We start from the raw sequence: 21,989 nt of genomic DNA, 5'->3' as shown, positions 1-21,989 counted from the left end.
AATGCTGCCCAACCCGACACTCGATAAGCTGCAAACCCTGAGACTGCACGGCATGATCAAGGCGCTTGGCGAACAACATGCAACGCCTGACATCAACGATCTCAGCTTCGACGAACGCCTCGGTCTGATGGTCGACCGCGAGCTGACCGAGCGCGAAGACGCACGCCTGACTACTCGCCTCAAGGCTGCACGACTGCGCCATAACGCCTGCCTGGAAGACATCGACTACCGCAGCCCGCGCGGTCTGGACAAGTCCCTGATCCTGCAACTGGGCAGCGGCCAGTGGCTGCGCGACGGCCTGAACCTGATCATCGGCGGCCCAACTGGCGTAGGCAAAACCTGGCTCGCCTGCGCGCTGGCTCATAAGGCCTGCCGCGACGGTTACAGCGTGCGTTATCTGCGCTTGCCGCGCTTGATGGAAGAACTAGGCCTGGCCCACGGCGACGGCCGCTTCGCGAAACTGATGGCGGGTTATGCCAAGACCGACTTGCTGATCCTGGACGACTGGGGCTTGGCGCCGTTTACCGCTGCGCAACGGCGCGACATGCTTGAACTGCTGGACGACCGTTACGGCAACCGCTCGACGCTGGTGACCAGCCAAATGCCGGTGGACAAATGGCATGCGCTGATCGGCGATCCAACCTTGGGCGATGCGATCCTCGACCGGCTGGTGCACAACGCTTATCGGATCGAACTGAAGGGCGAATCGATGCGCAGACGCGCAACGAAATTGACGGCGACAGAGACTTCAGACTAACAATGCAAACCTGCGTCGCTGCGCTCCGACTGCCCGGCCGGATGACCGTGGAATAGGTGGCCGGATGTTGGTGGACTGAGTGGCCGGATGGCGTGGAATGCCCACTCGGGGGAGCAGCATTGATCGAATCGTAGCCTTCGTTCGACCCCAATGATCGGTGGCAGAAAGACCAAAGCCTTTGGCAATTTTCTCGCGGAAACACAGGAGAATGGTCTTCTGGTTCGAGCGAATTTGCCCCCATTTACTGTCAATCGTTTTGGCCAGAACGAGATTGAATCTGGGGAGGTTCACGAGCCCAACATACGGCGTTTCTTTCAGGGTTGCATAAAGGCTCGCTTGAACCTCTTTCTGTGGGGAGCCTGCAATTTTCAGGTCGTCCAGGTGAGGCCTAGTATCACTCGCATGTCGGCGCATTGCCTCTTGCAACATCAGTTGCTCTTCCCCGGATCTACGAAGCAACGCGGTGACTTCTTTTTCTGCCTTGAGCAGCAGTGACTCTCTGTCAACATCCGGCAGATCAATCTCGTCGATACGTTGGCGAATGCTTGCATTGAAGATCTCGGCAGTATGAACGGCCTCTTCATACGAGAAGTAAAAGTTAGCTTTCGCGTATCCATTCTCCTCGACCGGATGGAATGTCCACTTCAATGCACCGCTTGGGAAGAGTCTGAATGCCTTCATCAGCCAACGATCGTCTGTGCCGTAGGTGCGGAACGGGCAAATGGCAAGTAAGGGATATTTAGTTTCTTTGATATCGGCAAAAAGCATCCTTGTCTCCTAGGCATCCGTACATGGTGTGTTGTGGAATAGGTTGAGCATGGGAGGACGTTTTCAATGAGTCTCTGCAGCAGCCTCGGCATTTGCAGTGCAGTGCAGTGCAGTGCAGTGCAGTGCAGTGCAGTGCGACGCGACGGTACACCTAACCGTCGCGTTGGGGTAGGCTTAGCGACCTTTGTTGAAGGGCAGTACCACTGCACTTTCCTGATTGGTCTTTGGCGCTGGATTTAAGGAAGCTTTCAGCTTGGCCAGATGAACCACGGGCGCCTTGTTCGTGAGATAGAACTCAGGAAGGCCGATGAGCTTTTCGATGTCATTGGCGGCTAATCCCAAATAGCCGGCCACAGCGTCCAGCGGCAAAATACCTGACGAGGCAAGCAGCTCGACAGTGCGCTTGAGCAATCGAGCCTGCTCGGGTGCGCGTCCATCGTCCCCCGGTTCTGCCTTGACTCCCCATCTCGCTGAGCGCCGTTTAAAGAGCAGCGACTTGGTATCGTCATCAATGATTTGAAGCGCCCATAGCCGCATGACCATTGCGGCGGCGGATACTCCCCATCGTTGCTTCAGCAGCAGCAAACTATCCAAAGTCACTGGCGTTTTCACATCGGCCGCAAACGACTCAGCAGGAAGCAGGAACGCACCGGCAAATCGATGAGCTTGATCCTCCATCAGTTTGTAACGCTGCGGATCTGTGGAGCGATCAATGCCTTTGTGAAGAATCAAATGACCCAGTTCGTGAGCAAGGTCGAACCGACTGCGAAAGCCATTACCCTTATCAGAGGAGAGCAGGACGAATGGGCGCTGTAGCTCGCTACTCCAGGCGGACAGGCCCTCGATAGTAGCAACACCGGTTTCCTCACGTACAACGATGATACCGGCACCCTCAACAGCTAACGCCAAATCAGGAATTGCACGACGGCCTAGTCCCCAAAGGTCTCGGCATTCGCACGCTGCTTCCTCAATGTCTGCATTGGTGATCTGATGAGGGTCATCAAACGAACGAGTTGGCAGGTTGACGTCTGGGAAGTCCACAAATTCATTGAGCGCTAGAACGATATCTTGCGCCCACTCCAGGCGTGCCTCCAGCATTGAGCGTGCAGCCGCGTGCGCTGAAGCATTGCTTCGGAAAAGCGGCAGCGAGCATTTTTCTGGCAGCGGCCTGGTAAACCATTCCGGGCTGATGTTGATCACTCGCGAGAGGCTGTCGAGTGCCTCTGATTCAGGGGCCTGCTGGCCCGTTTTCCATTTGCTGATGGTGGCAGGGGATACCCCAACCATCGAGGCTAATTGGACTTGAGAAAGTCCACGAGCAGCAAGGGCCTGACTCAGGCGCCCCGGCTGAAAGCCCGAAATTCCACGACTCATAATTCTGGTTGCCGTTCTATGTCGAGCTGATGTGCTTTGAGTTTCGGTTTCGCCAAGTCGATCTGCTGAGGAGCCGCATCGTAACGGGCGAGGAACTGATTGAGGGGCTCGCGGAAAAGCCAGCCTTGCATTTTCTCTTCGGGCACAGCGATATAAATTTGCAACGGCTTTTCTGGCTGAACGCTCAGGGAACCACTGAAGCAGGCAATGAAGAAAAAGGTGCCGGATGTGATCTCTTCCGGCGCGAAAAGCGATGGCTGCACCAGTTGCGTCATGGCCTGGTTGGCCTCTGCAAGCTCGCGGCGCTTGGCGCTGCGCTTGCAGTTGTTCCAAACTGCTGAGGACATATTCACGCGGCTGAATTTAAACATGCCGGCTTTGCCTATGACGACGCCGTTGCCTTTGAGCGGGACAATCTCCACACCGGCTGCCTGCAAAGCTTCACTGAAAAGCTCATTCATGTGGAAATGACGCATCACACCAAGGGCATTCTTGCGGTGTTTTTTGTCGAAGTCCTTGGTCGCGTTGTTCGCCCGGTATGCTCCTGCATCAAATGCATCTTCAATACCCATGACGAGGTCGCGAGGAATATTTGCGACGAGCAGGTCGGCAATTGCGTCGTTTCGGCTATAGGTCATTAAATAGCTCTCTCGTTTCGTGTGACGAGATTCTACATCAAAAAAATTTCGTGTGGCTAGTCATCTGCGTCTGACTATTTCCCTGGTGACTGGCTTTGCATTGCTGCGGTTGTCCTTCCGCGAGCTTCTGCCATTTACCACACCCAGGTAAGCGCCATCAGGCATCGTCGTCCCTTAAAATCGGGGATATGGCCATGCTGGTCAGTCCTGTTTCGTCCGGTAGTCGTTCGGATGAACGAAGGCCTGCTCGACCAAAATTCTGATACTGAAGCAATGGCTGTTTCTTGAATTCGATGAAATCATCGGTACGAACTGGACTGCGGTCGTTTCTCTTAATGCTTCCAGGCTGAAACATTCACCCCTGAGGGATTTTATATGCTCATGATGCGTCGTTATCACGCGGCAATACCTTGCGATGCCGAAAAAACTGCCGAGGAGTACAGCGGGAGGCTTGCCAAATTGGGGGGCTTGCTCGGTCTTGGATGTGGAGCGTTGTTTTCCGTACCTCTAAATCAAGGCATGGCGTTAGCCCTGGTAACCCTGTTTTTTGTTGCCGCTTTTTATCTAGGTCGTAAGTATCGTCGATGTGTCGACGAGCTGATCAAGCAAATCTCGCTGTTCAAGCTCATCAGGATTTTTGCTCCAACCTGGCGATTTCTCATGATGGCAACAATCCTTATGGGGGTCGGGATTGGTCTGACGGAGTGGAGCTTTTTTGCAGCGCACAAGCAGCTGCTCTTGAGCGTTATCCTCCCGACAGCAGCCCTCGATGCGTACAAGATTATCAAAAGCTTTTTTGTAGCCAATTGAACGAGCTTTTAAGGGGGGCTGTAGCCATTCGGCCCCCGTCCTTGGCAATTCTTCTATGATCGGCAATCACTCATGTAATGCGGTGCTCATTTCCTTCGCGCTGGTGTGATGGGCGGGCGTTGACGCTCTTCGTGTAACGAGTCAAGAACGGCTCAGTTGATGGGTGATTGCTTTTTGCTAACATGGCTTCGGGCGTAAACGCGCACATAACTCTACAGCGACAAGGAAGATTCATTGGCATGGCCGATCCAGAAAAAAAGAAAGTAAAAGTCAAAGTCACCCGAGAGATTTTTGAGCATGGCTACCTGGGGTCAATTGCACTGAATCAACTTACGCAGGCAAAGAAAGAGCAAGATGGTCATCGATTCAGATGGATCGTTCCCTCAATGGCCTTTTCGGTCTTCAGAATTGAAGCTCTCTGTAATATTTATGGCCGGCAGCTTTTCCCGCATTGGGATCATTTCGAATCGACTACCTTCATTGGTAAAATCACAATGATCTCTGAGTTTTTGGGCCTCACTGTGGACTTTGCCAAGGAGCCTTGGCAGACGCTGAATAGGATGAAAACCTTTCGTAACGCCTTGGCCCATGCAAAGCCTCAGAAGGTTTCGAAGGAACATGAGGTAGATGAGGGCTATTATGAAAGGCTGTTACCAGTTCCGGAGAGTAACAAAACGATCCTCTCGCACTCTTCGATTGAGAATGCGGAGGCATTTGTCGAAGTAGTGACAGAGTTGGAGATGCTCTGGATGTGCAATGCGCGTGTATTGAAAAAAGAAGTGGATACAATCGGCGGTATTAAATATGAAGTTGTTGGTTGATTGGCATTAGTACAGTGTCTTTCAGCGAGCGATCGCATGCGTATGATTTTGGAAAGAATGGCTGTCGTGTTGACAGTGAGAAGTCGTACTGCACTTGAAGAAAGAGAAGATGCAAGTTTCCTACGTTCTCTTTTCGGTCGACAAAAAAGAGCGTTCGTCAGAGTAGCGCTGTCGTGCTCGGGGCTTGGGGAAACGAGTGAAGTCGACCTCGTGTTTCGAGGGCTCAGGGACGTGAGGCCGTCGGAACGGAAATCTAAACCAGTGGAGTGCTCAGCGCAGATCCCCTCATGAACTATCAGATCGTTCATGAGGGCTGGTTTCTTTCCGGTGAGGTGGGCGGTAAAAGCAGGGGGAGTGACGCTAAACGGCGGGCCATTTTGGGGCGGCTCAAAGGGGGCATGGGTGTTAGGGGGAGGCTAAGACTCGGAGGAGGGAGTAGAAGATAGTATGGTCTCGGTGAGTATGTATACTTTATCTTGAGTCAATGATTACAGGCTTTTTACTGGAGATAGTATGATACCTGTGGGTCTTGATTGTTGTTCTTGAACGACTCGGACATCAGGCGCCAGGTCGGAATCGAAACGATGGTCTTGTCGAAATTCTGCACCTTGACCGTGTGCAGCGTGATGTCGACCACGTCACCGTCGGCGCCGACTTGCGGCATCTCGATCCAGTCGCCGACCCGCAGCATGTCGTTGCTGGTCAGCTGCACGCTGGCGACGAACGACAGCAGGGTGTCCTTGTAAACCAACAGAATCACCGCCGACATGGCGCCCAGACCCGACAACAGCAACAGCGGCGAACGGTCGATCAGCGTGGCGACAATGATGATCGCGCCAAACACGTACAAGACCATTTTCGCCAGTTGCACGTAGCCTTTGATCGAACGGGTGCGGGCATGTTCGGTGCGCGCGTAGATGTCCAGCAGGGCGTTGAGCACGGCGCCGATGGCCAGAACCAGAAATAGAATGGTGAACGCCAGCGCCGCATTGCCAAGGAAAATCAGGCTGGTCTTGCCCAACTCTGGCACCAGGTGCAGGCCAAACTGAATCACCAGCGACGGCGTCATCTGCGCCAGGCGATGAAACACCTTGTTGTGGCGTAAATCGTTGACCCAGTGCAACGCCGGTTGGCGGCCAAGCATTTTGGTTGCATGCAGGATCAGATAGCGCGCCACTCGTCCGAGGACCAGTGCAATCACCAGCAACACCATCAGCGCCAGGCTGGAATGCAGGAGCGGGTGCTGATCGAGCGCACCCCAAAGGTCTTGGACGTTGAGCCAGAGCTGTTTGATATCCATGGTCGAAAACGGTTCTTCTGTAGGACGCGACGGGGCGATTAGAGCATTTAAGACGCTTTGGATGACGTTTTTGGACAAAAGACGCAACAAAAAAACCACTGTTTAGCGCCGTTTGTATAAAGAAACTCGGCCTTAGCGCTCGAAACCGTTACCCTATGCAGCTGTTTTTTTGTATTTCTTCGAGGTAGCACCCGTGTTTTCCCAATTCGCCCTGCACGAACGCCTGCTCAAAGCCGTGGCCGAGCTTAAATTTGTCGAGCCAACGCCTGTGCAAGCAGCGGCTATTCCGCTGGCGCTCCAAGGGCGTGACTTGCGGGTGACAGCGCAAACCGGCAGCGGCAAAACCGCTGCATTCGTTTTGCCGATCCTCAACCGTTTGATCGGCCCGGCTAAAGTCCGCGTCAGCATCAAGACCCTGATCCTGCTGCCGACCCGCGAGCTGGCCCAGCAGACCATCAAGGAAGTCGAGCGCTTTGCTCAGTTCACGTTCATCAAGTCCGGCCTGATTACCGGCGGTGAAGACTTCAAGGTCCAGGCCGCCATGCTGCGCAAGGTGCCGGACATCCTGATCGGTACGCCGGGCCGGATGATCGAGCAACTGAACGCCGGCAACCTCGACCTCAAAGAAGTCGAAGTCCTGGTTCTCGACGAAGCCGACCGCATGCTCGACATGGGTTTTGCCGAAGACGTCCAGCGTCTGGTGCAAGAGTGCACCAACCGCCAGCAGACCATGCTGTTCTCCGCCACCACCGGCGGTTCGGGCCTGCGCGAGATGGTTGCCAAGGTGTTGAACAACCCTGAGCACCTGCAGCTGAACAACGTCAGCGATCTGAACGCGACCACCCGTCAGCAGATCATCACCGCTGACCACAACCAGCACAAAGAACAGATCGTGAACTGGCTGCTGGCCAACGAGACCTACCAGAAGGCCATCGTGTTCACCAACACCCGGGCCATGGCCGACCGTATCTACGGCCGTCTGGTGGCGCAGGACTACAAAGCGTTCGTCCTGCACGGTGACAAAGACCAGAAGGACCGCAAGCTGGCCATCGATCGCCTGAAGCAGGGCGGCGTGAAAATCCTGGTGGCCACCGACGTTGCCGCTCGCGGCCTCGATGTGGATGGCCTGGATCTGGTGATCAACTTCGACATGCCGCGCAGCGGCGACGAGTATGTTCACCGCATCGGTCGTACCGGCCGCGCCGGCAACGATGGCCTGGCGATCTCGCTGATCTGCCACGGCGACTGGAACCTGATGTCGAGCGTCGAGCGCTACCTCAAGCAGAGCTTCGAGCGCCGCACCATCAAGGAAGTCAAAGGCACCTACGGCGGACCGAAAAAGGTCAAGGCCTCGGGCAAAGCCGTTGGCGTGAAGAAGAAAAAAGTCGACGCCAAAGGCGACAAGAAGAAAACCGGCGCCAAGGCCCCGACCAAGCGCAAGATTGCCAACCGCCCGAAGACCGACGCCCTGTCGCTGGTCAGCAAGGACGGCATGGCCCCGTTGAAGCGCCGCAAGCCGGAAGCGCCGGCTGCTGAATAAAGCGCGGTAGTTCGCCTAATAAAAAAACCGGACGCGTGTCCGGTTTTTTTATGCTCGGGATTTACTGAAACCGCTCAACTGTCGGCTTTCTTCTCCGCCGCTCCTAACTCCTTCAATCGCTGATCGATCAACTGGCACTTGTCCGGCAGATCAGCGCTGGCCGTGCCCAAATCCATCTTCTGCAACTCAGCGTTGATCTCCTTGGCCTTGGCCGGGTTCTGCTCGGTGAGCTTGGTGACTTCCTTGGCCAGTTGCTCGCGTTTGGCGGTGGCTTCCTCGGGGGTGCAGGCCCAGACGGGAAGGGCGCAGGCGAGGGTGGCGGCTAGGGTGAGTTTCAGCAGGGTTTTCATGGGGTGGGCCTCAATATCTGCATCGCGACGATATTGAGTGGAGGGTCGAGCGCTCTGAAAAGTTCAGGAAGCCTACGAAGACCAGCGGTCTAGAACGGTTGTAAAAAAGCCCGAAATCAACTTATTGACGCCAGAATGGTGGCAGCTTAACATTGCGCCATCATATTGATATCACTTTGTCATTTCGAGGGATCGAACAGTCCTGACGCCTGCCGTCGCGAAGGACAGTGCACCATGCCCCTGGACGTCCTGACCGGGCGCGCATTTATCCCCATATGAAACCCGACCCGCTGCGAGCACCCATCGTGCTGGCAGTGTCGGGATCGCTTTGCCTTCGATTTTTGTCCTCAACCATCGCTCCGGCGAAATGAGATCTTTGACATGGACGTTCGCCACTACGCCTTCCTCGCTCGCCAGCCTTCAGCGGTGGTGAAAACCCGTGAATACTTCTGGGGTATGCCCAAGCGCGGATTGGCGTTCCTGTTGGCCAACGTCATGTTCTGGCAGCCGATGTGGGCCCAGGCCGAGGGCATCGTCGTGGCGACGCCGGGCACCAGTCTCGGTCAGGCAGGCAATGGCGTGCCGATCGTCAACATCGCCACGCCCAATGGCAGCGGCTTGTCGCATAACCAGTTTCACGATTACAACGTCGGCGCACAGGGTGTGATCCTCAACAACGTCGCCGCGCAAACCGGCGCGACGCAGTTGGGCGGCATCATCATCGGCAACCCCAACATGACCAACCGGGTCGCGGCACAAACCATCCTCAACGAAGTGGTCGGCGGCAGCCCGAGCCAGTTGCGCGGTTACACCGAAGTGGCGGGGCAGTCAGCCCGCGTGATCGTCGCCAACCCTTACGGCATCAGCTGCAACGGGTGCGGGTTTATCAACACCCAGCGCGTGACATTGACCACCGGCAAACCCGTGCTCGACGGCGGCGGTCGTCTGGATCGCTTCCAGGTCGATCAGGGCAGCGTCTCCATCGACGGCGCCGGACTGAACGCCAACAACGTCGACCGCTTCGAAATCATCACCCGCAGCGCGAAGATCAATGCCGAGATTCAGGCGAAGAACCTGACGATTGTCGCCGGTCGCAACGACGTCAATGCGCAGAGCCTCAATGCCACCGCTCGCGCCGATGACGGCAGTGCCAAACCGCAATTGGCCATCGACTCCTCGGCCCTGGGCGGCATGTACGCCGGGGCGATCAAACTGGTCGGCACCGAGCAGGGCGTCGGCGTGAAACTCGACGGCAAACTGATCGCCAGTGGCGGTGATATTCAGCTCGATGCCAACGGCCACTTGAGCCTGGTCGACACCTCGGCGACTAACGGCGCGGTCAATGTCAAAGCCGCCAGCCTCGATGCGCGCGGCCCGGTCTATGCCGGCACCGCGCTAAACGTGCAAACCCAAGGCAACCTGAGCAACCAACAATCTCTCGCCGCCCGCGACAGCATTGTGCTGAGCGCCGGCGGTCAGTTGAACAACAGCGGCGTCATCGAGGCCGGGGTCAACGCCGACGGCAGCCGCAACGCGAACGGCGATGTGAGCCTCAGCGCGCAGAATCTCAACAACACCGGCAAAAGCCTGGTCGCCAGCCGCACTCTCACCATCAACACCGCACAGACCTTGAGCAACCAGGGCGGCACGCTGAGCGGGCAAAGCACCCACATCACCGCCGCGACCCTGGACAATCAAAGCAATGGGCGAGTGCTGAGCAACAGCACGTTGAACCTCAATGCCAATCAGGTACTCAACTCGAAAGGCGTGATCAATAGCACCGGCAATCTCTCTTCGAACATTGGCCGACTGAGCAACAGCAACGGTGAACTCAGCAGTTTGGCCGACATAACGCTGAGCGTGACCACACTGGATAACGTCGCCGGACTGGTGACAGCCGGGCGCCTGCTGGACATCACCGCCAGCGGCGGCATCAACAACATCGGCGGCACGCTGGGGGCGCAACTAGCCCTGATCGTCCGCGCGCAAAACCTCGACAACAGTCAGCAAGGAAAACTGAGCAGCGCAGGCCAACTGACCACTCGAGTCAGCGGCCTGCTGAACAACCAGAGCAAAGGGCTGATCCAGGCCAACGGCGCGATGGATATGCAAGCCACGCGCCTGGACAATCGGAACGGCAAGATTTCCGGCCTGAACACCCTAAACGTCAGCAGTAATAACACCGACAACCGCAACGGCGTGATTCGTGCCGATCAGGCGGTGAAACTGCAAGTCACCGAACTGGATAACCGTGACAAGGGCCGGCTGGAAAGCAAGGCCGCGTTGACCTTCGATGGCAGCAAACTGGACAACCGCAATGGCGGCCTGCTCACAGCCACCGGTCCTCTGACCCTCAAGGCCAAAGACGTCGCCAACGATGGCGGCCGAATCTCCGGTAAGGGTGATATCGAAGCCAATATCGATGCCTTGAGCCAGCAGGCTGGCGAGCTGATTGCCGAGGGCAACCTGAAGTTGACCGGCAAGTCGCTGGACAACCGAAAAGGCGGTCTGGTCGCGTCCCTCAAAACACTGACAGTCAACGTCGATCAGATCGACAACCGCAGCGGTTCGCTGTCCAGTCAGACCGACCTGCACATCAACGGCACGAGCCTGAACAACAGCGACGGCGGCAAAGTGCTGTCCGACACGACCCTGGCGCTCAAGGTCGATCAGATCATCAACCAGACCGCCGGCCAGATTTTCAGCAAAGGCGCGAGTACGCTCAGTGGCGTCGGCCTCGACAACTCGGGCGGCAAGATCGTCAGCCAGAACAACCTGGCGTTGACCTTCGACGGCATCAAGAACAACCAGCAAGGTCTGATCAGCAGCGAAGGCACACTGCTGCTCAACGGCGGCAGCCTGGACAACCGACTGGGCAACCTGTCGAGCCTCGAAGCCATGTCGCTCAACGTAGCGGCAGCCCTGCAAAACCAGGGCGGTTTGATCGGCTCGCAAAAAGGTCTGACGCTGGCCAGCGCCAGCCTCGACAACAGCGACAAAGGCCTGATCAGCGCCAAAGCCGCATCGACCGTCACAACCGGTGAATTCAACAATAGCAAGGGCGGCAGTCTGGCAACTGACGGCACCCTCGACCTCACGGCCAAACACCTGAACAACTCGGCCGGGCAGATTGGCAGTCAGCAACGACTCAACGCTTCGGTTACCAGTCTGGATCAGGACGGCGGCGAGCTGTTCAGTAACGGCGACCTGTCCCTGGACCTGAACAAGGGCCTGTTGAACAACCAGCGCGGCAACCTTCACACACCCGGTCTGTTGCTGTTGAAAAACCTCAACGAGGTGAACAACGGCAGCGGCGAAATCTCCGGGGCCAAGGCCTACAGCATTAACGCCCAAAGCCTGAATAACGATGACGGCAAACTGCTGAGCAATGAAAAACTCACCCTCGTCATCGACCGCGCACTGAGCAACATCCATGGCCTGATCAAGTCTGCCGGCCTCGCCAGTCGCAGTGCGAGCCTGAATAACAACAACGGTGAAATCCGTGGTCGTGGCGAGGTTGATCTGACGGTCACCGATGCCTTCGATAACCAGGCCGGTGTGGTCATCGCCGATGACGGCCTGACCGTGAAAGCCACCAGTCTCGATAACCGTCTGGAGGGTTTGGTAGGGGCGACAAAAGCGCTGAAACTGACCGTCGACAACCTCGATAACCGAAGCGGCGAGTTGTCGAGCAAGGCCGATGTGACGCTGATTGGCCAACAACTCGACAACAGCGACGCCGGTTACATTCTGGCCGGTGGCAACCTTGCACTGACCGTAGACAAGGTCATCAACCGCAACAAAGGGCTGCTGTCCGGCGACGCCGGGTTGACGCTAACCGGGCAAACCCTGGAAAACAATGGTCGGATTACCACGCTGAACAACCTCACGGTGAACCTCACTTCGGATCTGGACAACAATCAGGGCAGCCTCGTCAGCGAGGGTAAATTGGCGATCAATGCCCAGAGCCTGAGCAACAACGGCGGCACGATTTCCAGCGCCAAGGCGCTCACAATCGATAGCAAAGGCGCAGTCAGCAACCAAGGCGGCAAGCTGCTGACCGACACCACACTGACCCTCACTAGCACCAGCCTGGATAACCAGCAAAAAGGTGCGATCAGCAGCAAAGGCAACTCCAGCATCAGCACCGGCGCGCTCAATAACAGCAACCAAGGAACGATTTACGCAGGCGATCGTCTGGACCTGAGCGCCGGGCAAGTCACCAATACCGGGGGCAGCCTCAACGCGGCCACCGGGCTGATAGCTAACATCACAGGTCTTGATCAGCAGGGTGGCAGGCTGTTCAGCAAAGGTACTTTGAGCCTCGATCTGCACGGCGGGGCGTTGAATAACCAGGACGGTTTCATCAGCGCACCGGGCCAATTGCTGCTGAAAAACCTTGCCAACGTGAACAGCCGCAACGGCGAAATCTCCAGCGAAGAGGCCTTCTTACTGGCGGCCAAGCAACTGGACAACAGCGACGGCCAACTGCTCAGCAACCAGAAACTTACCCTGCAAATCGACAATGCGCTGACCTCGGTCAAAGGCAAAATCGCCGCCGCTACCTTGCAGGTTCGTGCCGCGAGCCTCGATACCAGCGCCGGCAAAATGCTCAGCGATGGCGACCTGCAAATCACCGTCGACGGTCTGCTGAGCAACCAGAACCAGGACCTGACCAAAGGCCTGATCAAAGCGACCGGGCAACTCACTCTCAACAGCAACGGCTTGAACAACCTGGGCGGTAACCTGTTCGGTGGCACCGGCATCAGTATCGATCTGGGCACCGTATCGGCCGACCTGAATAACCAGGACGGCCTGATCAACACCAAAGGCGTGTTGAGCATCGCTCACCTGCGCGACCTGAATAATCAGAAAGGCGAAATCTCCAGCGTCCACAGCTTCAGCCTGAGCGGCAACCAACTGGATAACCGTGGCGGCAATCTGATCAGCAACGATCAGTTGACGCTCAACGCTGCCAGCCTGAACAACCAGGGCGGTCTGGTTTCCGGCTGGAACAAACTGGCCGTGACGGGCGGCAGTCTCGATAACAGTCAGGCAGGCGCAGTCTCCAGTCAGTTCGGTAATCTGGACATCAACCTCAGCGGCGCGTTGATCAATACCGGCAAGGGCGGTATGGGTGGCAACGGCAACGTGACCATCACCGCTGCCAGCCTCGACAACAGCAATGGCGTTGTCAGCAGTAATGGCAAGCAAACCCTGACGATGACCCAAGGCCCGATCAATAACTCCGCGGGCGGCCTGATCGAAAGTGGCGACACCCTGGACATCAATGCGTCGAGCCTGAACAACAACGCCGGGAAAATCACTGGCAAAAAAGCCCTGACGTTCACGGGCACAAGCCTGGATAACAGCAACGGCAGCCTGGTCGGCAACGACAGCGTCACCCTCGACTTGCTCGGTGCGCTGACCAACACCAACGGCGCGCTCGGCAGCACCGGCCCGCTGGTGATCAAGCGTTCCGGCAGCATCGACAACCAAGGCGGCCAGTTGCTTAGTCAAAGCCTGTTAACTCTGTTGACCGGCGATTTGAACAATAGCCAGCACGGCACCGTTTCCGCCAATGGACAACTCGACCTCACCGCCACCGGTAGTGTTCGTAACAGTGCCGATGGTCTGATCTACAGCCGTGATGCCGGTGTTAATTTCAAAGCGGCCTCTCTCAACAATGCCGGCGGCGCGCTGCAAAGCCAGGGTGCATTGACCCTGGACGTGAAGGGCGGCGCCATCGACAACCAGGGCGGCAAGGTCATCGCCCAGAACGGTGAGCTGAACATCACCGCCGCCAGCCTCGACAGCCGCGCCGGTGTGCTGTCGAGCCTCAAAGGTTTGCTGCAGACCCGCCTGACGGGTGTATTGCGCAACGGCCAGGGCGGCAAGATCGAAGGCAATCGCCTCGACCTTCAGGCCTTGGGCGGAATCTACAGCGATGGCGGGCGCATTGCCGCCAACACGGGCGACATTCTGCTCAACGCGGGCGGCGCTGCTATCGATAACAGCAACGGAGGGATTTACGCCAAAGGCCAGGTCAAGGTTATTGGCGGCACACTGAACAACAACGCCGGCAAGATCAGTGGCGATGGTATCGACGTCGTTCTCGATAGCAACCTCACCAACCGCGGCGGCCTGATTGAAAGCGCCGGCACCCTCGCAGTGCGTGCCGCCAGCCTCGATAACCAGACGGGCAAACTGCGTGCGCTGGGTATCAGCGGGAAAACCAACTTCCAGATCGGCAGCCTGTTCGATAACCGCAATGGTCTGCTGGAAACGGCCAACACTGACCTGACCCTCGCCACACCTAGCTTCCTGAACGCTGGCGGTACCGTGACTCATGTGGGCGTGGGTGAGTTCGATATTTCGACGGCCAATGTCATGAATGCCGGGGGGGCGCTGGTGACTCGTGGCGGCCTGACCCTCAATGCGGACAGTTGGACCAACAGCGGCGTTATTCAGGCCGGACGTCTGACGGTCAACGTCAACAACTTCGCGCAAACCGTAAGCGGTCAATTGCTGGCGTCGAACCACCTCGAAGGCCGAGGCGTGAACTGGACCAACGATGGGTTGATTGCCAGTGATGGCAGCCTGGATTTGCAGTTGACCGGGGGGTATAAGGGCGATGGTCGGGTAAGCAGCCTGGGTAATCTTGGCCTGACCGCAGGGCAATTAAATTTGAGCACGGCGTCGACAATCGCCAGCGGTGGCGATGCCCGGATCGATGTTGGCGGGCAGTTGAACAACCACGGTCGCTTGACCTCAAGCGCAAATATGCAAGTCCAGGCGGGCGGTGTAAGTAATTTTGGCACGCTGGGCAGTGGGCAGAACCTGACGATAAAAACGCCGACCTTGCTCAATGAGCGCGGGTTGATTTTTAGCGGGAAAGATATGAGTTTGTTGGTGAATGATTTCACCAATCAGAACGGTTCCCTGTTCAGCCTCGCCAACCTCAATATTGCTGGAGTCAATGGTGGTCAAGCCAATAATGTAAGAAATCTGGCATCGACGATTACGATCGACGGCGATTTAACATTGGCGGCTAATGTCTTTCTTAATAAGACTGAGGGTGTGCTGGGAAAAGAGAAGCTGGTCTCGGGAGATATAACCTACGCGTGCCAGGGCGGAGAATGTAAGTGGGTTAACTACTATATTGAAGAGCACTATGAGTCCGAGTCGACCACTACTGGGGAAAGCTCCGTCATCTCTGTCGCAGGCAATATAAATGCGACGGTAGGTGAGTTCACTAACTTTGCCTCGGTGATTTCTGCGGGGAAAAATATCAAACTTGACGTGGGGTCGTTTGATAACACGGCACTGGATTCGGGAAGTTATACGAAGACTCTCATCTATAACGCCCGGGTACGTGATTTGATGGGGCTGGTTGATGAAGACACGGGTCCAATCACGGCCTACGCTCGCAGAAACTCCAAATATATTCACCAGTACTCAGATTATGTTTGTTACGGCCAGGATTGGCAGGGCTGCGGTCCAGGCACTATACCGCGAAGCAGTCAGACCACCACGACCTTGAATCCAGACTTTGGGATCGGCGCCGAGGTTGCCGTGCCTGCAAGAATATTCGGCTACGACTTCAAGGGTGGCGATACTGTCTTCACCAGCAAGGGCGGGGCACCGTCAATTGTTCAGGCAGGGCAAGCGCTGGAAGTTAACGCCAAAACAACCCTTAAAAATGGCAGCCTTCAGGCCTATACGGCGTTTACAGGCGTAGCGAAGAATTCTCCGGATACAGGTGTAAACCGGGGAGCTACGATTCCGGTTATTCGAATCAATGCTCAGCTACCACCGGACTTGGCCCAGCAACAGGTCAACCCGCTGACACTTCCTGGTTTCACCCTGCCGACCGGTGACAACGGCCTGTTCCGCCTTAGCGGTAAAGGCGGCACCGAGCAGACGATCCTACCCGGACAGAGCTGGACTATTGGTTCCGTTACGGCCGGTAACACGCAGCGCTCGGACGGCATGCCTGTCAGGCAAGCCACCGAATTCCAGTTCGACAAGAACGACCCGGTCTCGGTCAAAAATCGCGAGCTGACCCTGGCCAGTCGCCCGTCGGTGAATCTCAACGACAAGGCCGCTCAGGTCAACGTCAATGCCGCCGCCGGTGACGGTCCGGTCGGTGTGCTGTTGCCCGGGAGCCCGTCCTTCAATGTGCCACGTGTGCAGGGACTGCCTGACACCAGCGTGCGCTCCAACCCGCACAAGTACCTGATCGAAACCAACCCGGTACTGACCAACCTCAAGCAGTTCATGAGTTCGGACTACCTGTTGGCGAACCTCGGCTACGACCCGGACACCAGCGCCAAACGCCTGGGCGATGGTTTGTTTGAGCAACGCCTGGTCCAGCAATCGATCGTCGCACGCACCGGCCAGCGCTTCCTCGACGGTCAGACCTCTGACGAAGCGATGTTCAAGTACCTGATGAACAACGCCATCGCCAGCAAGGTCCAGCTCAACCTGTCCATGGGCGTGACGCTTACCGCCCAGCAAGTCGCTGCCCTGACCCACGACATCGTCTGGCTCGAAGAGCACGTAGTGAACGGTGAAAAAGTCTTGGTGCCGGTGCTCTATCTGGCCCAGGCCAACAATCGTCTGGCACCCAATGGCGCATTGATCCAGGGCGGCGACGTGACCCTGATCGCCGGCCAGGACCTGAACAATGCCGGCACCCTGCGCGCCACTAACAACCTTTCCGCCGAGGCCGGCAACGACCTCACCAACACCGGCTTGATCGAGGCGGGTGATCGCCTGACGCTGAAGGCGGGCAACAACATCGTCAACAAATCGGGCGGGATCATCTCCGGTCGCGACGTCAGTCTGACGGCAACCAATGGTGATGTGATCAACCAGCGTGACGTGACCGGTGTTGATGTCCGTCGGGGTGGAAGTCTGCAGCATCGCGATTATCTCGATAACGCGGCGCGGATCGAGGCGGCCAACGATCTGAGTATCAATGCGGGTCGTGACATCAACAACATTGGCGGTGTGTTGCAGAGTGGGCGTGACCTCGATCTTAGTGCGACTCGAGACGTCAACATCACCTCAGTCCAGGATCGCAGCACCAATGCGCGTGGCAGCCATTTTCTCAACCAGACCATTACCCAGCATGCTGCTGAAGTGACGTCTGGCCGGGATCTGTCGATCAGCGCTGATCGTGACGTCGCCATTGTTGCCAGTCGTCTGGACGCCAAGCGTGATATCGGGGTCAATGCAGGCAATGACATAATTATCACCTCGGCCGCCAACGAGAGCGATTACGTATCGCGCAGCAAAAAGCGCGCGCAGGAAACCCACAGCACTACTCAGCAGGCTTCCGTGCTGAACGCTGGTCGAGACATTGCCCTTAATGCGGGCAACGATCTGGGGATCATCGCCAGCCGGATCAAAGCTTCGGAGAACATTGATCTAGATGCCGTGCAAGACATCACCGTCGCTTCGGCCAAAGACGAAAGTTCGTCTTACTATTACAAAAAGAAAAAAGGGTCGTTCGGCCGCAGTAGCACCACTCAGAAAGAAAGCTACGACAGCACAAACGTCGCCTCGGTGATTGAGGCGGGGAATGACCTGACCGTCAACGCCACCAAGGATGAAGACGGCGCGGTCAGCCTCGATGGTGGGCGTAACGTCACGATCATCGGCAGTCAGCTGAAGGCCGGTAATGATTTGGTGGTCGGTGCGACCAACGATGTCGCAGTGCTCTCAGCCACCGAAGAAACCGGCGACTACAGCAAGAAGACCAAGACCGGTCTATTCGGCATGTCGAGCAGCGGCAAGAGCCAACTGCAGACCACCGTCACCCACATCGGTAGTGAACTGGATGCTGGCCACGATGCGGTCATTCTGGCGGGGCGCGATGTGCGGTTGAACGCCAGTGAAGTCAATGCCGAAAATGATGCCGAACTGCACGCCGGGCTGGTGGACAAAACCGGTGACATCACGCTGTCGTCCTCCGATGATCTGACCTACAGCCGCGCCGAGGAGTACAAGAAAAAGCTGGGCCTGACGCTCAAGGACGCTATCGGCTGGGCGGTCGGCACGCCAAGTTTCGGGGGTGATATTACTGTCAACTCGTCACACAAAGAGGGGCGCGAGGTCGTCAGTTCCAACAGTGTTGGCAGCCAGGTCAACGCCGGAAATGACGCGATTCTGAATGCGGCCCGTGACATCAATATCATCGGCAGCGGCATCAGCACCGGTAACAACGCGAAGCTGGATGCCGGGCGTGATGTCAACGTCCTCGCCTCCACCGATCAACAGCGCAGCAACAGTTGGGAAACCGATAAAAGCACCGGCCTCAAGCAAACCGTCGATAACAACGGGTACACCACGTTTGTCGGTAATGAAACCATCAAGCATGGGGTGGATAGCAGCGGTTATACGGCGGCGGGCAGCTCCATTGATGCCGGTATGAACCTCAAGGTAACGGCTGGCCGCGATATCAACCAGCAAGGGTCCGACCTTGAAGCCGAAAACAATATAAAGCTCAAAGCCGGTCGCAATATCAATATCGATGCGGCGGAAGAAGCCAACGTAGTCACCACCCGTGACAGCGTGAAACGTACTGGCAGCACCACGACTGTCGCTTACAACTTTGGCAACACCGTTGATAGCCTTAAAGGCACAGGCAAAGGTGAGGATGGGGTCAGCAAGGGTTCCAGCGTTCTGAAGTCGGTTGATGCCCTGGATCAGTTTTTCAGCGGGCCGAAGTTCGACGGGCACATTGGCAGCTCAAGCACCAGCCAGGCCCAAACCCAGACCTCCGTGACACATCGTCCATCCAGCCTGTCGGCCGGTGGTGATATCACGCTAGAGGCTGAAAATGTCAACGTGAAAGGAAGCCAGTTCGATGCCGGGCGAGACATCAATGTCACAGGGCGCAACATCACTTTTGATGTGGCACACGGTGCCGAAAACAGCGAAGACACTCAGACCCAAAGCAAGGGCGGCCTCAAGGGTGGCACCACCGGCGGCTTCAAACTGGGCGTTGGTATCAGTAATGCTGGCAATAAGGGAGAGTCGAGCCAAGGCACCTCTACAGCGACGCAACTGAACGCCGGTGGCAGCATCAATCTGGACGCGAAAAACGATCTGACGCTGATCGCGACTCAGGTGACTGCCGAACGGGATATCAAACTCAAGGCTGGCAACGACCTGAACGTGCTGTCCACGCAAAATGCTTACAGCAGTGAAAACGACCGCCGCAGCTGGGGAGCAGAGGGCGGCATCATCCTCGGTAAAGACGGGTTTGGTATCTATGGCTCCGCCAATATCGGTATCGGCGATCTCAACCGTGAAGGCGTAAAACAACAGGAAGCCTACCTGTACGCAGGCAATAACCTCAACTTCGAAAGTGGCCGTGACACCAACATCGCTGGCGCCACATTGCGTGGTGATGAAGTGATTGGTGATGTGGGTCGCAATCTCACTGTGAGCTCGGTGCCTGATACCGGCAAAGTGCGTGGGCAAGAACTGGACCTGAGCATCACTGGTTCGTTTTACGGTGTCAGTGGTTCGGTCGGGTATGGCAAAACCACTGGCCAGACCAACTGGGTTGAAAACCAGACGGTGATCAGCGGTAAAAACAAAGTCGATATCCGCACCGAAGGCCACACGCAGCTGGATGGCGCAGTACTGACCGCCGACAATGGCAATCTCAAGCTGGATACCGATACCCTGGGTTTCCGCAATATCACCGGCAAGGACAACGAGCACGGTTACTACCTGAATGTCAGTGGTAGCTACGGCGCGGAGGGTGGCTCCCAAGCCGACAAACCCAACAAAGGCATGGAAGCCCCGGATAAGAACAGTTGGGCGGTGGAGGGTTACAACTACACCAAGGATCGTGAGCAGACGCTGAACGCCACAGTGGGCGCGGGCGAAATTGTCGTGCGTCATGACAAGGCTACCGGACAGGACTCAACGGCCGGGCTCAATCGCGATGTGAACAAGGCATACGAAGTAACTCGGGATGAGGAGCATCGGACGGATCTGTATGTCAGCAGTACCTCGATTGATGCGGTAATGCATCCGATCGATACCGTGGATGGTTGGAATAATAGCGCTATTAATTACAGCGATACCGCCAAAGCAAACTTTAATGCGTTGGCTTTGGTTATCGGTAATCAGATTGATCGAATCCAACATGAAGGTGCTGGGCAAGGCGCGATCGCAGCGGGCGGGCAAGAAGTTGCCGAACAGGCCCTATCCGCTTTAGTGGAGGCGGGTTACAGCAGGAAAGATGCTCGGGTGATGTTGGAAGATCCGGCCTTTCAAAGTCAGGTCCTGGCTCAGCTAAAACAGCTCAATGACCTATCCAAGTATCAGTCGGAAACGATAGCCGCGGTTAAGGATGATCTGGCCGACAAGAACATTGTCGAGAAGAACATCGTTATCAAAGGCCCTGCCATTACCAACTCCAAGCTTGCCCTTGATCGTGTTTCTGACATTAACAAATACCTGAAGGCCAATCCCGACAAGGTTCAGGCTGTCGAGCTTATTCTTGCTGCTGCGCAGGGCCCGAAGGGCATGATTTTGTATGCCACTCAAAAGGTCCTAGGCGAAACGTCCTTGGTACAGTCTTTGAACCAGCTTCAAAGTGATCTGCAAGGTATTGTCGGACGCAAGATCGCTGAAGGTATTGAGGGTAAAAAGCTTAATGAGGATGTTGACCTGGATGCTTGGCGATTGGGCGGTGGGTCGCTCATGGCCTCGATCCTGATAGGGATGGCGACCCCGAGTCACGATAGGGCTGGTGGAAGGGCTATCGAAGTTTTGAAAAAAAATCCGTCTGAAATTTTAGGTGGACCTCATAGAGATACCACTAAACCTAAGAATGATGGATTTGATTCGCACCACTGCCCCGCAAAGGGATGCTATGACGGCGCCCCAATAAGCACCAAGAATGGTCCAGCAATAAAAATGACACCAGCCGATCATGCAAGAACAGCGAGCCATGGTAATTCGGCCAAGGCTGTGGCATATAGGGAGAAACAGGAGGAGCTCCTCAGACAAGGCAAACTGATGGAAGCTATCGATATGGATATTCGAGATATAAGAAGCAAATTTGGCGATAAATACGATGGGGCGATAAAACAGATGTTGGACTATGCCTCAAAGCTGAATCCTGAAGATTTCAAGAGATAAGTATATGAATTTTGAATTGCTGAGCTTCGGAGATCTTGGTTTAATTAAAGCCGGGATGAGTAGGGATCGTGTGAGAACGATTTTAGGCGAAAACTTTGAAGAGTTTTTCAAGGTGGAAGATTCTATAGTCCCTACAGACGCCTATGATGATCTCGGCTTGCACGTTTATTATCTTGAAAATCACAATATTGAAGGCGTGGAATTTCTGAAGTGGAGCAATTTTTTCTGGGGTTCACAACGTTTGGTAGGTGTTGGCTCGCATGAGGTGCAGAGTTTTCTTGAGCGGGCTGGAGAAGTCCTTGAGTTCAACTCTTCAGGTTATTATTTAAATAGGTTAGGGTTGCGTTTTTACGTTCCAGATATACGTGAAGATGACGCTTTGGTTGAGGCTGTGTATGTGGTTTTTTCAGATGAGCAGCCAATTTGAAATTACATAGGGGGCGGTTGCAGCAGCTGAG

At 56.0% G+C, this 21,989-nt stretch carries 10 protein-coding genes and 1 pseudogene; 6 read left to right on the top strand and 5 right to left on the bottom strand.

The features are described 5' to 3' along the window. Position 1: 1 nt before the first annotated feature. Positions 2–757: an IS21-like element ISPsy14 family helper ATPase IstB gene (istB, locus tag ACYZT3_RS21015; protein ID WP_025163932.1), complete on the top strand. Its 756-nt coding sequence runs from the start codon at positions 2–4 to the stop codon at positions 755–757. Here the strand turns inward: istB and ACYZT3_RS21010 are convergent. From ACYZT3_RS21010 to ACYZT3_RS21000, 3 genes are all read right to left on the bottom strand, one after another. Next, the gene (locus ACYZT3_RS21010) at positions 749–1,525 is read right to left on the bottom strand and encodes a hypothetical protein (RefSeq protein ID WP_462030623.1); all 777 of its coding nucleotides are present in this window, start codon (positions 1,523–1,525) and stop codon (positions 749–751) included. The two genes, istB and ACYZT3_RS21010, sit on opposite strands and share 9 nt — an antisense overlap. A 174-nt stretch (positions 1,526–1,699) precedes the next feature. Continuing rightward, positions 1,700–2,899 carry an XRE family transcriptional regulator gene (locus ACYZT3_RS21005; RefSeq protein WP_462030622.1) on the bottom strand — a complete coding sequence of 400 codons (1,200 nt, stop codon included), beginning with the start codon at positions 2,897–2,899 and terminating at the stop codon, positions 1,700–1,702. After that, positions 2,896–3,537, bottom strand: a complete 642-nt coding sequence (locus ACYZT3_RS21000; RefSeq protein ID WP_462030621.1) for a hypothetical protein — start codon at positions 3,535–3,537, stop codon at positions 2,896–2,898. Before ACYZT3_RS21000 ends, ACYZT3_RS21005 begins: the two co-directional genes overlap by 4 nt. A 381-nt stretch (positions 3,538–3,918) precedes the next feature. On the opposite strand from ACYZT3_RS21000, the gene ACYZT3_RS20995 reads away from it, so the two are divergent. Both ACYZT3_RS20995 and ACYZT3_RS20990 read left to right on the top strand, forming a co-directional pair. After that, complete coding sequence (locus tag ACYZT3_RS20995; RefSeq protein ID WP_462030620.1) at positions 3,919–4,347, top strand: hypothetical protein; 429 nt, start codon at positions 3,919–3,921, stop codon at positions 4,345–4,347. Between the two features lie 239 nt (positions 4,348–4,586). Further along, on the top strand, positions 4,587–5,168 hold the full coding sequence (locus tag ACYZT3_RS20990) for a hypothetical protein (RefSeq protein WP_462030619.1): 582 nt from the start codon (positions 4,587–4,589) through the stop codon (positions 5,166–5,168). A gap of 538 nt (positions 5,169–5,706) precedes the next feature. Here the strand turns inward: ACYZT3_RS20990 and ACYZT3_RS20985 are convergent. Next, a pseudogene (locus tag ACYZT3_RS20985) lies at positions 5,707–6,468 on the bottom strand (mechanosensitive ion channel family protein); the annotation flags it as partial. Positions 6,469–6,661: 193 nt separating this feature from the next. On the opposite strand from ACYZT3_RS20985, the gene ACYZT3_RS20980 reads away from it, so the two are divergent. Continuing rightward, positions 6,662–8,008, top strand: coding sequence for a DEAD/DEAH box helicase (locus ACYZT3_RS20980; RefSeq protein ID WP_282483259.1), 1,347 nt, complete (start codon positions 6,662–6,664; stop codon positions 8,006–8,008). Between the two features lie 74 nt (positions 8,009–8,082). Here the strand turns inward: ACYZT3_RS20980 and ACYZT3_RS20975 are convergent, their stop codons facing one another. Next, positions 8,083–8,358 carry a hypothetical protein gene (locus ACYZT3_RS20975; protein ID WP_462030618.1) on the bottom strand — a complete coding sequence of 92 codons (276 nt, stop codon included), beginning with the start codon at positions 8,356–8,358 and terminating at the stop codon, positions 8,083–8,085. Between the two features lie 381 nt (positions 8,359–8,739). Between ACYZT3_RS20975 and ACYZT3_RS20970 the strand changes: the two genes are divergently transcribed. Together ACYZT3_RS20970 and ACYZT3_RS20965 are read left to right on the top strand one after the other, a co-directional pair. Further along, complete coding sequence (locus ACYZT3_RS20970) at positions 8,740–21,531, top strand: hemagglutinin repeat-containing protein (RefSeq protein ID WP_462030617.1); 12,792 nt, start codon at positions 8,740–8,742, stop codon at positions 21,529–21,531. A gap of 4 nt (positions 21,532–21,535) precedes the next feature. Continuing rightward, positions 21,536–21,958 carry a hypothetical protein gene (locus tag ACYZT3_RS20965; protein ID WP_282377296.1) on the top strand — a complete coding sequence of 141 codons (423 nt, stop codon included), beginning with the start codon at positions 21,536–21,538 and terminating at the stop codon, positions 21,956–21,958. Positions 21,959–21,989 lie beyond the last annotated feature (31 nt).

The organism is Pseudomonas sp. MDT1-16 (genome assembly GCF_054898115.1).
Note: the sequence above shows the minus strand (reverse complement) of the source record. Positions and strands in the feature narration are given on the sequence as shown.

Excerpts from the sequence above, each read along its gene's own strand:
- istB (WP_025163932.1), top strand. The coding sequence starts at position 2 with ATGCTGCCCAACCCGACACTCGATAAGCTGCAAACCCTGAGACTGCAC.
- ACYZT3_RS21010 (WP_462030623.1), bottom strand. The coding sequence starts at position 1,525 with ATGCTTTTTGCCGATATCAAAGAAACTAAATATCCCTTACTTGCCATT.
- ACYZT3_RS20990 (WP_462030619.1), top strand. The coding sequence starts at position 4,587 with ATGGCCGATCCAGAAAAAAAGAAAGTAAAAGTCAAAGTCACCCGAGAG.
- ACYZT3_RS21005 (WP_462030622.1), bottom strand. The coding sequence starts at position 2,899 with ATGAGTCGTGGAATTTCGGGCTTTCAGCCGGGGCGCCTGAGTCAGGCC.
- ACYZT3_RS20970 (WP_462030617.1), top strand. The coding sequence starts at position 8,740 with ATGGACGTTCGCCACTACGCCTTCCTCGCTCGCCAGCCTTCAGCGGTG.
- ACYZT3_RS20975 (WP_462030618.1), bottom strand. The coding sequence starts at position 8,358 with ATGAAAACCCTGCTGAAACTCACCCTAGCCGCCACCCTCGCCTGCGCC.
- ACYZT3_RS20965 (WP_282377296.1), top strand. The coding sequence starts at position 21,536 with ATGAATTTTGAATTGCTGAGCTTCGGAGATCTTGGTTTAATTAAAGCC.
- ACYZT3_RS20995 (WP_462030620.1), top strand. The coding sequence starts at position 3,919 with ATGATGCGTCGTTATCACGCGGCAATACCTTGCGATGCCGAAAAAACT.
- ACYZT3_RS21000 (WP_462030621.1), bottom strand. The coding sequence starts at position 3,537 with ATGACCTATAGCCGAAACGACGCAATTGCCGACCTGCTCGTCGCAAAT.